The sequence below is a fragment of the Binatus sp. (SeqCode) genome (assembly GCF_049584895.1).
GTDB lineage: Bacteria > Desulfobacterota > Binatia > Binatales > Binataceae > Binatus.
Map to the genome: position 1 here is coordinate 67721 of NZ_JBAUYR010000147.1, position 15025 is coordinate 82745.

The window sequence follows — 15025 nt, forward strand, 5'->3', positions numbered from 1 at the left end:
GTCCAATCAACTGCTAGATTTCGTACGTGAACGTGAACTCGAGTTCGTTGAAACGCTGCTGACGGCTCAGCAGGTACGGATCAGTATAGCGTCCGCTGCGTCCGATGAACCACTGCGCGTTCACTCCGAACAGCACGTTTCGCGAGTATCGATAAACGTTGGTGGTCGCGAGTTCGCCAACGTTGTCGTCGATGTCCCACAGGAGCAGGTTGCCTGCCGTCAACTGTCCGTTCATCAGCCAGTTCGTGAAATTGATGAACGCCAAGCTGCTCAACTCGCGGACCTTCCCGCTGGTGGTTATCTGGGGCACCGCGTCGGTCGGACGATCGGGATACCAGGTTTCCGTGAACTGCGCGGTAATGAACGTGTGCTGCTTCGATATCCACGGGATGTAAGTAGGCCGGTCGCCGGCGATGATCCAACGCGTGAACTCGGTCCATTGTTCCTCGTTCGGATTAACGAAGGCCGGAACCGCGACGCCAATTTTCGGCTGATACAGAATGTCGTAGCGATACACGATATCGGTCAGATCTTTGTCGTAGTAGGTTCCGGTCAAGCCGATGAAATGGTTGCGCCGATAGTCGGTCGTACTAACCGCCTCAACGGTTCCGCCCACCGGAACTCCCCGGCGAGGACGGTTGAGAAAGGTCCCGGGAGCCAGGAAGGTGCCCGGCGCAATCGCGAAGGCACCCGGCAATCCAGTGACAGCGCCGGTGCAGGCGTAGCAGGTTTTCGTCAGCGCACTGCGAAATTCATACAAGTAGATAAAGCTCGCCTGGAGTCCGTTTCCAATCGGCAGCAGGCTCGAATAACGGGCGCCGAATTCGCTGTTTTCAAGCGAATTTGACGGTGTCCTGCTGAGATCTTTCGAATAAAAGTCGTAAAATTGACCCGAGGCCTTCCCTTTAACTACTGGCCCGATAGGTATGAAAATCATACCTTTCGCATCCCAATTGGGTATCTCACTGGCGTTGATGATCTGGCCTTCCTGGTTGATATTCACCGGGAATGCGGAGGCGAACGGAGCCGTGGTGGCGTTGCACGTGGTGCAGGCGCCATCAAATGTGGCCGGGACAACGTATGGATTGCGCGGGTCAGCTTGGGTGAGAAGTCCGCTGGTGAGCGTACTGGCCTCGTAGTCGCCCGGGATAATGAAGGCTTCCACTTCGTTGTTGGCGGTCTTCAGGAAGTCCGGCAGGATGTAGTTAAGCTTGATCATCCGGAGATTCGTGCGCACGTCTTCCGCTGCTTCTGCCCCGTAAACTCCGTGCCAGGTTGCGTTAACCGGGTTGGTGACTTCGGTTCCTGACAGCGCGTCGGCTTCCGACCAGATGACTTGCTGTTTGCCGATGCGTGCCGACAGGTTGTCGGTAAAATTCAACTGCGCATACCACTCGCGCAGATCGTTCTTGAAGTAACTGTTCTGGAGTGAGGGAACCCCAGTAAGTCCGTTGTTCGAGCTGTGGTTCATCGAGTACGGGGTTGCATCGGTGTTCGGTTCCGCACGGCCAATGTTCTTTATCGAGCCCACCGAGTCATACCACGGGCGATAGTAAGCGAAGAAATCCGCGTCCTTGATAATCAGCGTGTCGAACCGGCCCAGCATCTTGTAGTTCTTGATCATGTGATAGTCGGGACGTACGTCTGCAAGGTTACGCTGCTCGGCCAGATCCCAGTGATTGAAATCGAAACTGCCCCCGGTATAGCCGAACGACTTGCCGGGAATCGCGAACGTCGACGTCGGCGTCGGATGAATAAGAGTCGTCGAGGTTGAGTCACGGCTCGCACTGCCTTCACCCCAGTGACCCGCCTCGCGAGTTTCGAAAAATCCAAAAACCGAAAAGTCGCCCTGCGTGATCGTCGCCATCGCGACTGAGGTCCAGAGCGTCCCGATTGCTGCTACGGCGGCCACCATCAAACTCCGCCACCGCGTTCCTCCGAATACCGTATTGCCCTTCTGCATAGACACCCCCAAGCCGGAGCCCTCGTGGTTACGTCGAACTCCTCGCCTGATTATTCCTCACCAGGCAAGCGTCAGACACCTATTTCCCCATTCGCGCAAGGAAACCTACGAACGCGGCTTAGCTACCATTCCGCTCACTACCTTGTCAAGAAGGCTGCATGCCCCGATCACACCTCTGCAACACGCCGTTAGCACAGCGTGACCTGTGGCGATTCCTCGATTTGAACGTTTCGAGTTTGTTTATGCCCCTGCGCAATCCCGGGATAGTTGTAATGAATCACGCCGCGCCGCGTTGCTTGCCTGTCTCTTCGATAGCCTGATTAATCGGATTGAGTCCTCCTCCATAAGTCCGTTGAAAAGAAACGATCTCGTCTTCAGCGGCCACAGGTGTGACGCCCAAAAAGGCCGCGACTGCCTCGATGGAGGCTGGAAAGGCCGTCACTCACAAGGTTCGCGCCTTTGCGATTGCCGGCAATCGCAAGGCGCAAGATGGATTACTCGTTCGTTGCGATCATGAACAAAGAATTACGCCGCACTTGAATTTGTCACCTGATCAGTGTAGGTACGACGACCGAACACGCGTCCGGGGGGATTTCCGGACCTTGGCGGGGGCTCTGTTACCCTTGCCCGGTGGGGAACGAACCGATGGCCGCGGGGGTTTCGTGGTTGATTGGTCAGCAGATGGGCACCGATTCGACTCGGGCGGGGGTTAGATAACATGACGCATGGAAGGATGCAGACGATGACTCAGGGTAGGGATGGGATCTCGTGGGCGCCGAGGGGAGCGCGGAGGCTGATGGGGGTCGCTCATCGGCCGTCGTCTATCGGGGCCGTCGCGGCCGTAATGATGTTGTGCACTGCGCTCATCGCGGGGACAACCGGCACCAGCTACGCGAAGGAGGTGCTGTCGGACACGGTGATAGTCTCAAACTACGGCGCTGCGTTCGCCGGCAGCCTCGAGACATTTATCGCGGGTTCGCTCAACAATGCGAGTCCGTTCAAGGACGTCAAAGGCGGCAACACTCTGTTGGGTGCTGCCACCGGACCGGCCGGCGATGCGCAGAGCTCGATCACCGGTCAAATAGCGGTGACGAATCCTCTCCAGCTTATCGCATTCACCCCTTTCCTCAACGGTTGGATTTCGATCTTCTCCGCCGGAGCCAATGGTAACTCGCAGCCCGACGCAGTCATCGCGTCGCCGACCGGCGTGGGCGCGCCCGATTTAACCGGTCTGGACCTGCCGCAGGGTGTCGCGTATTCGGATGGGTTTGTGATTGGATCGGATGAAATCGCGGTTTCTAATTTCGCGGTGGTGGTGGTTGGCCCCGATCTCGACATCCCTGGCCTCGGGCTTTGCACGCCTAATTCGCCGGGTTTCAGTTTGGGCACGATAACCGAGTATCCCACCGATGGCTTGACTCCTTTTTCTCCTGGATTTAACGGCGTCAACGACATCCCTCCGACCAATAACACCCCGGTGACAGCGCTCATCACGCCGCCGCCCCCTGCGTTGCCTTTTGAAATCTCGCAGAACGCCACCATCGGCGGATGCGACACTTATCTTGCTGGTCCGGTGGGTGTTGCGTTCGACAGCACCGGAGATCTATTCGCGGTGAACGCCGGTTTCGTGCCGACGACCTCTTATGTAACCGCGTATGATCCGAATCTGCCTGCCCCGTACGGCGGCTTTGGCAACGCATTGCCAATAGCCATTGTAGGTGCGGGTCCGGCTAACGAGCTAACCCCTTCCCCGCTTGTCGACCCGGCGTTCGTCGCAGTCGAGACAGGTCCGGTAGTGGATGTAGATGATGTCCCGCTCCCGCAGGATATTATTTTCGTGACCGACGCGGGCGACAACAGCATCAAAATCTTCGCTCCTTTCTACCCAGCAAGTTGCTTTACGGAGGATCTCCCATTTGCCTGCGCAGGCCTGGAGCTGGCCGAGATTCAAGGTTCGAAGACGAAACTCAAGCGGCCGCAAGGAATTGCGATCGACCCCGCGGGCAATCTGTACGTCGTAAACAACACTATCAGTACGCTGGAGGAGTTTTCAGCAGAGACTGTTGAAAGTGTGATTGAGGCCGGCGGAACCCAAAACGTCCGCGCGTCGTATATGCTCCCCGGGGTCATCGGCAATCGTAACAAACCGAAGATGAGCCTCCCGGTCGGCCTCGCCCTGCAGGCGTTCACGCCCACGCCCGCGCCGACGGGCACTTCAACCGTGATTCCGCCAACGCCGACCGCGACCGACACGCCGACCGCGACGGCCACTCCGACCCTCACAGCCACCCCGTCGCCCACGGAAACAATCGGGCAGCGAGGCGCGCCCTAACTAGCCTCTTACCGAAACCATTAAACGGCGAACGCCGAATCCGACTACCGGATTCGGCGTTCGTGTTTCTGCGCCATTCTTGCGGAATCGCTAGCGCAGATCCTCAGCCAGCGACGCCGCCAGCAGACCGCTGATCTCGGCTCGAGCTGCCAGGCTCGGATGATCCGCTTCGACCGATACCTCGCCCTTGCCGGCGAGCTCCAGAAACTTGGCCGCATCTACACCCTCGAGCGTGAACCTGACAAACTGCACCGCGCTGATTTTTTCCTCTGACACCTGGCGTTCGTCGAATCTGGCCGCGATCTTCTTCGGACCGATTTTCAACCACAGATGATTCTCCAGCCCGACCAGCCGCGCCAGCGCCGCGTCGCGCTCGACCGCGTCCGCGTACTCGACCAACAGCGTCGCAACCAACTCGCCCGGCGCCGGAATCAACTCGTTATAGGTGTCGATTTCATGCTGAATCGGGTCGCGGTCCGTCATCTTCTCCGACCTGATCATCTCCTCGATCTGGTACCACGCGGTCTGCGCGTTCTCGAAGATAAATGTGAGATGCGACCCAACATGGAGCCGCCGCCGCTCTTTCTCATGTATGAACAGCGGCCGCAGCCGGCCCCGCACGCGTTCGTAATCGGCCAGCCCAAGTATTTCATCGGCCGAGATTTTCTTCATCGTCATTATCCTTGCGCCGGCTCGGGCGGCGGTACTGCATCCGGAAACCCGCCACGCTGGTACGCCCGCGCCAGCACTTCAATCGGATGCATCGGATGCACTCCGGTCGCCTGCTCGATTTGCACCGCAGCCAGCGGACAGTCGGTCGCCATCACCCGCGCGCCCGCCTCGAGCATCCCGCTGAAAGCCTTCTCACCCCATTTCATCGAGAGTGCGAAAAACTCTTTCTTCATCGCCCACGTCCCATCATGCGCGGTGCACGCATCGACGGTCGTCACTTCGACCCCCGGAATCTGGCGCATCAGGTCGCGCGATCTTAGCCCGATGTCCTGCGCCTTCAGATGACACGGCACGTGATACGCAACCGTGCCCGGCGTCGATTGAAATTCCGTGTTGAACTTTCCTGTGCGCCGAAGATGGTAGAGCAGCTCATGCGGATCGACGATCGCGGCCGCGAATTCCTTGACGTCATCGCCGGCCAGCAGGTTCGGATATTCCAGTCGCATCATCAGCGAGCAGGTCGGATTGATCGCGGCGATTTTGTAGCCCTCGCGCACCAACGGCAGCATCGAATCGACATTCGCTCGCGCTTCCTTGCGAGCGAACTCGACATCGCCGCTATCGAGCGCAGGCATCCCGCAACAATTCTGCTTCGGGCATTTCACCGCGCATCCGTTCTTCGCAAATACTTCGACCGCCGCTTTGCCGGGCGCGGGGTTGTAGTAGTTCACGAAACAGGTCGGAAAAAGCGCGACCTTGGCAGCCGGCTCCGCAGGCGGCGCCGGAATCGGATTGCGCTCGAGCCATTTGTCGAAAGTCTCGTCGGCAAAATCCGGCAACAGCTTGTCGCGATGTATCCCGAGCATCTTCTCCATCACCACCCGCTGAAATTTCTGATGGCATCCCCAGGTTGCAAGCCGCGGCGTGAGCGTTCCCACCTTACCGATCTGATCGGGATGACCCAGCACACGCTCGCGTAGCGGGACACCGTTTTCCCTGGCGTTCACCGACTTCGCGCGCATCATCAGGCGCGGGAAATCTAACTGGAATTCGTGCCCGTCATGCGGCGTGTAGGGACATTTGATCTCGCACAGCTTGCACCCGTAGCACAGATCGATGACGCGTTGCTTTTCGGCCGCCGTCAGCGCTCGCACATCGCCGTCATTGCGATCGACCGCGTCGAACAGCGCCGGAAACGACGGGCAAAGATTGAAGCACAGTCGACAGCCGTGACAGATGTCAAAGACGCGCTCGACTTCCTTGTCGAGCCCAGCCCGGTCCCAATACTTCGCCTCGGTAGATTTGTAGGAGAGGCCGTCAGTAGGCCGCGACTCGATTCGTTTGCTCATCAATTTTCGTGTCTGGTTCCCCCTCCCACCATGGGAAGGGGTTAGGGGTTAGGTTTGCCTGTCCTGGAAACAAAGGCGGGCCGCGAAGCCCGCCCATTTCCACTATCCGGATGCCGTTTAGAGCGTGGTCTGCGCCTTCGCGAAACGTCCCGCGTGCGACTTCTCAGCCTTGGCCAGCGTTTCGAACCAGTCCGCGATTTCCGCGAAACCTTCTTCGCGCGCCGTCTTGGCCATCCCGGGGTACATGTCGGTGTATTCGTGCGTCTCGCCATGGACCGCGGCTTTGAGGTTCAACAGCGAATCGCCCATCGGCAGCCCGGTCGCAGGATCGCCAACCTGCTTCAGATAATCCAGATGCCCGTGCGCATGCCCGGTCTCGCCTTCGGCGGTGTCGCGAAACAGCCCGGCGATTTCCGGCTGCCCTTCGACGTCGGCGATCTTGGCGAAATAGAGATAGCGGCGATTAGCCTGGCTCTCGCCGGCGAACGCGTCCTTCAGATTCTGATGAGTTTTGGTTCCTTTGAGATTTGCCATTTTCTACTCTCCCGTTTCGAATTCGTTTTGTTTGATTAGTTGCGTCGAAAAATCAGCCTCGCGCCTTTTTGGATCGATTCGCCTTCGATCGTTTCGCGCCGCATTCCTCACACAGCGCATGAATCTCCAGCGACGACCCGATCACCGTGAACTCTCCCAGCTCCGATTGCCCCGCGAGCAGCCGATCCAGCCGCGGAATCTCGATATCGCGGATGCGCCGGCATTTGACGCACACCACATGATGATGCGGAGTGATATTGCCGTCGTAGCGGGCGCTGTCGTGCAGCATCGTAACCTTGCGCGCCTCTCCGATTTCGCACAGCGTCTCCAGCGTCCGATGCACGGTGGCCAGCGAAATATGCGGATGCTGGATACGGACGGATGCGCATATCGCGTCGGCCCGCGGATGCTCGCCGGAATCAAGCAGGGCCTTGATGATCGCGAGGCGCTGCGGCGTGACCGCGAGCCCGCCGCGTCGGCACCTCTCGGCGAACTCCGACAGCCGCCTGGCCGCGTACGGTCCGCGCCGCCGTTCATTTACGAGCTGTAGTTCCATAACCTAGGTGATAATAATTACCATCTAGTTATGGCTGTTGCAAGCGGGATCTTGCGAAGACGTGAACTAGCTGGCGTGTAGCTGAAGCCCGGCACCCTCACCTACCGGCGGCTGCGCCCGCCGGCCTCCTCTCCCGTGAAAGAACGGGCGAGGTAGAAGAAGGAACCGGGATTCTTCGCTTCGCTCTGAATGACACAAGGACAGAACTTGAGAGCGAAAGGGCGTCCTCGACATTTCGCGATTTCTTTTCACTGGGTGCAGGGGTCACCCCTGCCGAAGGAAGCGTGAAACCCACCGCGGGTTTCACATTCGATTAGTGGAACTACAATTTCGGCAGGATCGGCGCGCGGCGGCAGTCCGGCTTCGTCAGCAGCATCTGCACGTCGCCGATGTAGCGTTCGCGGAAGCCGGCCTCGCTGTAGCAGAGATAGAACTCCCACATCCGGATGAATTCTTCGGGATAGCCGAGCGTGCGCACTCGATCGATATTCTTGAACATCCGCAGGCGCCAGTTCTTCAAGGTCTCCGCGTAGTTGGGCGTGATGTCCTCGAGATGGAACACCCGCAAGTCGCTCGAGCGCGTGAGCGAATCGCACAGCGCCGTGACCGACGGCAGGAAGCTGCCCGGGAAAATATATTTCTTGATGAAATCGACGCGCCGGGTCGCGGCTTCGTACTCGCGATCGGTGATCGTAATAGCCTGCAGCATCATCATGCCGTCGGGCTTCAGCAACTCTCCGCATTTGCGGAAATATGAATCGAGAAAATGGTGCCCGACCGCTTCGATCATCTCGATCGACACGGCCTTGTCGAACTGGCCGGTCAGGTCGCGGTAATCCTTGAACAGCACCGTGATACGTTCCGACAGCCCCTCGGCGGCGATTCGCTTGACGGCGTAGTCGTGCTGCGCGCGCGAAATCGTGGTGGTTGTCACGCGGCATCCGTAGTTCTTTGCCGCGTGAATCGCGAACCCGCCCCAGCCCGTGCCGATCTCGACCAGATGATCGTGCGCACGCAAATCCAGCTTGCGGCAGATCCGATCGACCTTGGCCGTGGCGGCTTCCTCGAGCGTCGCGTCGGGGCGCTCGAAGACCGCGCACGAGTACATCAGCGTGCGATCGAGCATCAGCTCGAAAAAATCGTTGCCGAGATCGTAATGCGCCGCGATGTTGCGCTCGCTGCCGGTCCTGGTGTTGCGATTGAGATAATGGATGAAGCGTCGGACGGGATTGGCAAGCCGCGCGAGGCCGCCGTCGAGCCCTTCGGTCACCGCGCGGTTTCGAATCATGATCTGCATGAGCGCGGTCAGATCGTCGGTCGTCCACGATCCGGCCATGTACGATTCGGCAGCGCCCATGCTGCCGGCGAGCGCCAGGTCGGAATAGAAGCGATGGTCGTGGACGCGAATAGTCGCGCGCAAATCGGCGTCCGACAAATCCTGGCCGAATGGGATGCGATAGCCGCCGTCTTCGATCACCACCCGTCCGGTTTTGATTCCCGCCAGGCGGCTGAGGACCGCGCCACGCGCAAATCGATCGATGATCGCGGGACGACGAGCCCGGGCCGCATCGACACCGGATGCGACAATAGAATCAGATTTGGCCATCGTAAGAATCCACCATGTGACACGTCCCCGATTTAGGACAGCACCGAATCGAATACACGCGGTCGCATGTTGGTGCAAGCATACGCGAGCCAAAAAATGACACCGCCCGGTCCACGATGGAGCCGGGCGGTTTGGAGCAATCTAGTGCGCTACGAGGTTTAGAGCATGTCCCGCCTACGCCGCAGGCGTCGCGGTGTCCAGGTCGGACGTAGCCGAGGCGGCTGTCGCGTCGCTCGAAGGAACGCCCGCCGCCGAAATCGCGAATGATTTCGCAGCGCTGGCAGCCGCGACCCGGGCGATCTCGATGCGAGACTTCGCCACGCGCGGCTCGAGCAGATGCTCCTCGAGCAGCTCCGGCGGCACCTGGCGCAGGTCCCAGATTATCCCGCACGCCTCGAGCAGCTTGAGCGTGTAGTAAGTGATGTCGATCTCCCACCAGTAAAATCCGTTGCGCGCGGCTGCGGGATAGTGATGGTGGTTGTTGTGCCATCCCTCGCCGAGCGTGACCATCGCAAGCGTGAAGCTGTTGCGGCTGTCGTCGTTGGTCTCGTAGCGCCGGCGGCCGAAAACGTGCGCGAGCGAATTGATCGTAAAAGTCCCGTGCGCGAGGACTACGGTCGAAATAAAAAATCCCCAGATGAGCATCTGCGCGCCGGTCGTGCGCAACCCCGGCGCATGCCGCTGGAGTAACGCGCCCAGCCCGAACAGCGCGAAGCCAAGAATGGTTGGCACCAGCACATCGAAGCGATCGAGAAACATCAGCTCGGGAAATTTCGCGAGATCGCGCACCACGCGCAACTCGGATCGGAAATTAGCCTCCGACGTGATCCATCCGATGTGACTCCAGATGAATCCATTCTGCCGCGGCGAATGAACGTCGCTCGGCTCGTCAGATCGCTGATGATGCAGCCGATGATGCGACGCCCACCACAGTGCCCCGCGCTGCACCGCGGTCGCGCCAATCGCGGCGAATATAAACTGGCCTGCGCGCGAAGTCTTGAACGATCGATGAGAAAAATAGCGATGGTAGAATCCCGTGATCGCGAACATCCGGATGAAATACAAAGCGATCGCGACGCCCACCGCGACCGGGCTCCATCCGACCCAGATCACGCCGAGGCACATCAGATGAACCACCACGAACGGGATGCATCGAAACCAATCGGTCTCTTGCGGCGCGTCCGCATCAGGAGGGCCGCCGGCCGACGTGTCAAACCATCGCGCGATCGCAATAAGAAATCTTCGGGATTTTCCCGCCGTTCCTGACGTCATTCTGTCTCCCCACCCGTGCCCGGTTTTCCCACCGCACGGAATAGTCATCATGGCCAGATTTGCAGTTCTATGTGAACAGGCACCAGGACGCGTCACTTGATGGCCGTAAGCGTCTCGATATCGTCGAACCGAGTATAGTCGACACTTCGGCTGCCGTCGGGGTGGAGCACCAGCACGTCCGCAAAGCGGGCGCCCCAGACGATCTCGTCAAGCTCGTAGGTATGTCGGGCGTGGACAGTCTGAGAGAACGTCTCGTCGAGTCCAATGATAGACACGATGATCTCGGCTGCGCAATTGGCCATCGATTCGCGCGTCTGGCCGAAGAGCGGAGTGCCCTCGACAATCTGATGGACCGCGGTCCACGACAACGCGAACATCGCGCTGCGGCTTCTCGTGAGAGTGAGATCGTAGAGGCGGCGAATGCTGTCGCCCTCGGCGGTGACTTCCTGGCGCGCAAGCACGACGTGCATATCAGCCTCGACGATCCGGTTCGCGCGCAAGTTGGCCGCGCGGATCATCAGGCTGTGCACGCCGTCGCGCGGACCGATCACCGCGTAGAGGCTGAATCTCACACGCGCAGTGGGGCGCGAGAATTTCGAGAATACCAGCCCCGTCATCAGCGCGAGCGCGAGCAGCCCGGTGAGCGCCTCGATCGAAACCAGGATGTTCGAGAACAGCGTGACCGGCTCCATCTTGCCGTAACCGATGGTCGCCATCGTCTGCACGCTGAAAAAAAACATGTCGGCGAACGATCCGGAATGCGCATTCTCGATTCCCTGATCGAAGTAGTAGCCGGTCGCGAACAGCAGATTGGCGAGGGTGAAGGCAGCGGCGATCAACCCGATCAGCGCAGGCCACGAACACGTCACCAGGAAATGGTAAAGGTCCTCGAAGATGCCGGTGGGCGCGCCGTGAATCGCGCCGTCGCCCTTCAGGCTACTGGTCTGCATGGTTCGTTTCGCCATCGCGGTGGAATATAGCGGAGCGCGCGTCGCGCCGTCAGCAGGGGAACCTGCGATTCGCGGCGGCAGGTCGCGAAATGCTAACTTGCGTGCCGAAGATGGTGGGGGAATCGTTAAATCGCGCCGACGCAAGAATCGTCGTCCGGCTTCAGACAATGGTGTTCCTATTCTCGCTGGTGGTGTTCCTGGTGGCGCCCGTCGTCGAGGTCTCCGATTCCCGATACACGGCTCTGCTGAGCGAGAGCTTGTTGCACCATCTCACGCCCAATCTGGACGAGCACTACAAGGTGCCGGTGCCGTGGGTCACGGGAGATACCGCGAATCCTGAAGATGCGTACGACTACCAACTGGTCAAGGCGCGCGGGCATGTGACTTATTTCTTCGGGCATGGCAGCTCGATGCTGTCGATGCCGCTGGTGGCGGCAATGAACGCGGTGGGGATTTCGGCCGCGACGCCGCACGGACGCTTGAGCCTGGCCGGTGAGATTCGAATCCAGCGCGCGATCGCGTCAACACTGATGGCAGCGCTGACGTGCGTATTCTTCGCAATGGCGCAGACGATGCTGCCGGTGACGTGGAGCGTGGTGCTCGCGCTTGGCGCGTCGATGGGATCGCAGATCTTTAGCACCGCATCGCGCGGCCTGTGGGCGCATACCTGGGAGGTCTTCATCGTCGGATTGATCGCGCATTCGACCTTCAGCGCCGAGCACCGCGGCGCGCGAATTCGTTCTATCTGGCTGGCGACTCTGGTGGCATGGACCTACTACGTGCGGCCGACGGGAGCCCTACCCATAGTGCTGGTCAGCGCCTACGTATTTTGCGTTCATCGCGAGGACTTCGTCGCGTACACAGCCGTACTCGCAGGATGGCTGGCGGCATTTGTCGGATACTCGTGGGCGGTGTTCGGCACGATAATCCCGCCTTACTACTCTGCTTCGCGGTTGAAACTTTATGACCTGATAGTGCCATTGGCGGGCAACCTGATCAGTTCATCGCGAGGACTGCTGGTATACGTCCCGACCACGATTTTCGTGGTGTACGTGGCGGTTCGCTATCGCGAGAATCTGGCGTACAAGCCGCTTGCAGTGCTGGCATTTGCACAGATCGTCGCGCTCGAGATCGTAATGTGTACGAACAAGATCTGGTCGGCGGGATTCTGCTACGGGCCGCGATTTTTCACCGACGCAATTCCGTGGTTCGTGGTGCTAGCGGTCCTGGGCCTGGATGCGATGCGCCGGACGCCGGACGCGTCGGGTCATCGGATGGAAATTGCGGCTGCAATCGTTCTGTTGGCAGTAAGCGTCGCGATGAACGCGCGAGGTGCGTGGTCCTATGAGGCGCTGAATTGGAGCGCAGGCAAGTATGGCGCGCATCAGACCGACGTCTTCTACTGGCGCTACCCGCAATTCATGGCGGGATTGATCGAGCCGCCGAAGGAGTAACCTCTGCGATTTAGCGCGCGAACGCTGCCCTCAACGCGTCAGCGGCCTGGCGCTGGCCCTCTTTGCCTTTGTCCAGACCGTCGGCGAAGCTGACGAAGCCGTGGGTGACGCCTTCGTAGCGCGTGCAGGTGGTTTTGACCCCGGCGGCTATCAGGCGCTCGGCGAATCGCTCGCCTTCATCGCGCAGCGGATCGTGACTGGCGGTGAGCACGAGCGCGGGGGGCAGGTTCTTCAAGTCCTTCGCGCGCAAGGGGCACGCGTACGGATTATTTTTTTCAGCGACGGGGTCGGTGTAATTTTTCCAGAACCATTCCATGTCGGCGCGCGACAGCACATACCCGTCGGCCGCGAATTCCTTCTGCGACGGAGTGTCGAGCGCGCAATCGGTGACCGGGTACATCAGCAGCTGGAACGCGATCGGCGGTCCACCGCGGTCGCGTGCCATCATCGAGACGACGGCCGCCAGGTTTCCGCCCGCGCTGTCGCCGCCGACTGCCAGCCGCGCCCCGTCCGCCCCGAGCGACGCCGCATTTTCGGAAACCCACTTGGTCGCCGCGTAGCAATCTTCAGCGCCCGCCGGAAATACATGCTCCGGCGCGAGCCGGTAGTCTACAGCCACGGCGACGCATCCCGCCTGGTTCGCGAGCGCGCGGCATACGCGGTCATGACTCTCGAGATCGCCGAGGACCCATCCGCCGCCATGAAAAAAAACCAGCACGCCCATCGGCGGATTCCCCTCGGGCGTATACACGCGCGCCGCAACCTCGCCGCCGGCACCTGGGATTTTGCGATCCTCGACGCGATAGATCTCCGGCGGCGGAATCGGATTCGCCTCGAGCAACGCGCGCATCTTGGCCCGCGCCTGCTCCGCAGTCTCTGCGCGCAGGAACATCGGCCCCGTCGCATTGAACGCATCGAGCATGACCTTCATCTGGGGATCGAGGGAAGTAGCCATTCGCGATCATTAGGTGAGGTGAGTCTGAGAGGCAAGCGCCGCAGTATCGATGCGTGCAACAATTTCCGCACGCAGAAACATTTGGGTATCATGCGCCTATTGAAAACGGGAATTTATGTTGCGCTGGGTTTGCTGCTGTTCGCGCTGCAACTCTGGTTAGTGTATCCAGTGCCGTTTTGGGGATTGAGGAGTCCGTTCCCGTATTCGATCCTGCGAAGCATCGAGTTTCCGATTCTGCTCGGCGTTTCTGGTGTAGTATCGGCTCTATCTGCCAAATCCTTGGCAGAACGAAGGCTCTTCTACTCGATTGTCGCGGCCAGTGTCGCGGAGATTGTGACCGTCAAGATAATGGTCTGGTTTAGCCAGCCATTGCTGGTGCTCCTGGTTTTCATTTGGAATGACTTCATAGCTATCCAGTTTCTTCGATATGGGGAGCTTATATTCGCGTCGAGACGGGTGGAAAAGGAATGAACGAGCGCCACAACTTTAATTCTCGAAACGATGAAAGTCCGCGCGCCAATGGGCGCGGAACCACGGGTCGCCGTCGCGAGAGCCGAATACATCCGCACTGACGAGCATGTCATTGCCGGCGATGCGGCAATCCAGATTGGTGATTTCATCGACCGCGAAGGTAGGCGAGAATGAGAACCCGTCGTTGTGGGTTTTGTATTCGTTGAAATCCAGCTGCGAGCGCATCGTGGCGTAGGCGCGCCCGTCGGTCGAGATAGGCACGACGCGGCCGCGCGGATTGATAATCTTGTCGTTCGCCTCGACCCCGGTTTCGGTGAACGTTAGCTGAAACGGTTGGTTGCCGATTTGTTCGTAGCACAACCTGTATGTCTTCGGCGTCCAGAACCCGATCTTGTGCGCGCCAGGTTCGCTCCTGATCCAATCGAGCTCGCTCACTTGCCCTTGCCAGCATCCGCGAAACACCGCCGGCAACGCTGGAGCCGCTTGCGCCGTCATCGGCGCGACGTTGAGGTGCGCCGGCGGTGCTGGTGGTGGTGTCGCCGCCGCTTGCGGCTGCGCGGGTTGATTCCAGCCGGGCAGCAACTGAATCGTGTTGCCGCTGTCACCGTCAGACGGCGCCAGCCTGATTACCGGCGGCGTTGCCTGCTGCGGTGGAATATAAGGCTGATACTGATTCGACGGTCCGGGAACTTCGAGCGACGACTGCGCACGCGCGGCTCGGACGCCAATCGAAACGAGGCCGCCTAAAACCGCGCAAAATATCAGGATACGTGTGAGCATCGAGCCGGTCGCTTCTTCCACTCTACTATATACGCTGCATATCCAATGCCGCTTCATCCCCCCGTTTGCAGCGTAGATTGCGCGCGGGGCGGCAGTTACCATCGAAAAAAGTTCGCAACGGTTTCGCGTGT

At 59.6% G+C, this 15025-nt stretch carries 14 protein-coding genes; 3 read left to right on the forward strand and 11 right to left on the reverse strand.

Annotated elements, in window-relative coordinates; genetic code table 11:
• Window positions 1-13: 13 nt before the first annotated feature.
• Together WB650_RS24455 and WB650_RS24460 are read right to left on the reverse strand one after the other, a co-directional pair.
• Complete coding sequence (locus tag WB650_RS24455; RefSeq protein ID WP_422300619.1) at window positions 14-1912, reverse strand: hypothetical protein; 1899 nt, start codon at window positions 1910-1912, stop codon at window positions 14-16.
• A 328-nt stretch (window positions 1913-2240) separates the two neighbouring features.
• Window positions 2241-2405, reverse strand: a complete 165-nt coding sequence (locus tag WB650_RS24460; RefSeq protein WP_423962386.1) for a hypothetical protein — start codon at window positions 2403-2405, stop codon at window positions 2241-2243.
• Window positions 2406-2759: 354 nt separating this feature from the next.
• Between WB650_RS24460 and WB650_RS24465 the strand changes: the two genes are divergently transcribed.
• On the forward strand, window positions 2760-4295 hold the full coding sequence (locus WB650_RS24465; RefSeq protein WP_423962387.1) for a hypothetical protein: 1536 nt from the start codon (window positions 2760-2762) through the stop codon (window positions 4293-4295).
• Between the two features lie 90 nt (window positions 4296-4385).
• Here WB650_RS24465 and WB650_RS24470 read toward each other — a convergent pair whose 3' ends face one another.
• From WB650_RS24470 to WB650_RS24500, 7 genes are all read right to left on the reverse strand, one after another.
• Entirely contained in the window at window positions 4386-4967 is a 582-nt protein-coding gene (locus WB650_RS24470; RefSeq protein ID WP_423962389.1) for a DUF3501 family protein, read from the reverse strand.
• Between the two features lie 5 nt (window positions 4968-4972).
• Window positions 4973-6316 (reverse strand): anaerobic glycerol-3-phosphate dehydrogenase subunit C, encoded by a 1344-nt coding sequence (locus WB650_RS24475; RefSeq protein WP_423962390.1) that lies wholly within the window; start codon window positions 6314-6316, stop codon window positions 4973-4975.
• A gap of 117 nt (window positions 6317-6433) precedes the next feature.
• Window positions 6434-6850 (reverse strand): rubrerythrin family protein, encoded by a 417-nt coding sequence (locus WB650_RS24480; RefSeq protein WP_422305571.1) that lies wholly within the window; start codon window positions 6848-6850, stop codon window positions 6434-6436.
• Between the two features lie 52 nt (window positions 6851-6902).
• Window positions 6903-7406, reverse strand: a complete 504-nt coding sequence (locus WB650_RS24485) for a Fur family transcriptional regulator (protein ID WP_422305569.1) — start codon at window positions 7404-7406, stop codon at window positions 6903-6905.
• A gap of 322 nt (window positions 7407-7728) precedes the next feature.
• The gene (locus WB650_RS24490; protein ID WP_422305567.1) at window positions 7729-9012 is read right to left on the reverse strand and encodes a class I SAM-dependent methyltransferase; all 1284 of its coding nucleotides are present in this window, start codon (window positions 9010-9012) and stop codon (window positions 7729-7731) included.
• 174 nt (window positions 9013-9186) lie between these two features.
• Window positions 9187-10284, reverse strand: a complete 1098-nt coding sequence (locus WB650_RS24495; protein ID WP_423962394.1) for an acyl-CoA desaturase — start codon at window positions 10282-10284, stop codon at window positions 9187-9189.
• 92 nt (window positions 10285-10376) lie between these two features.
• Window positions 10377-11249, reverse strand: coding sequence for an ion channel (locus WB650_RS24500; RefSeq protein WP_422305563.1), 873 nt, complete (start codon window positions 11247-11249; stop codon window positions 10377-10379).
• Window positions 11250-11323: 74 nt separating this feature from the next.
• Here WB650_RS24500 and WB650_RS24505 point away from each other — a divergent pair, with 74 nt between their 5' ends.
• A complete protein-coding gene (locus tag WB650_RS24505) occupies window positions 11324-12688 on the forward strand; it encodes a hypothetical protein (protein WP_422305561.1) in 1365 nt (454 codons plus the stop codon).
• A gap of 10 nt (window positions 12689-12698) precedes the next feature.
• On the opposite strand, the gene WB650_RS24510 is transcribed toward WB650_RS24505, so the two are convergent.
• Entirely contained in the window at window positions 12699-13643 is a 945-nt protein-coding gene (locus WB650_RS24510; protein WP_422305559.1) for an alpha/beta hydrolase, read from the reverse strand.
• A gap of 90 nt (window positions 13644-13733) precedes the next feature.
• Here WB650_RS24510 and WB650_RS24515 point away from each other — a divergent pair, with 90 nt between their 5' ends.
• Window positions 13734-14114, forward strand: coding sequence for a hypothetical protein (locus WB650_RS24515; protein WP_423962397.1), 381 nt, complete (start codon window positions 13734-13736; stop codon window positions 14112-14114).
• Window positions 14115-14129: 15 nt separating this feature from the next.
• On the opposite strand, the gene WB650_RS24520 is transcribed toward WB650_RS24515, so the two are convergent.
• Entirely contained in the window at window positions 14130-14915 is a 786-nt protein-coding gene (locus WB650_RS24520; RefSeq protein WP_423962399.1) for a hypothetical protein, read from the reverse strand.
• Between the last annotated feature and the right edge of the window lie 110 nt (window positions 14916-15025).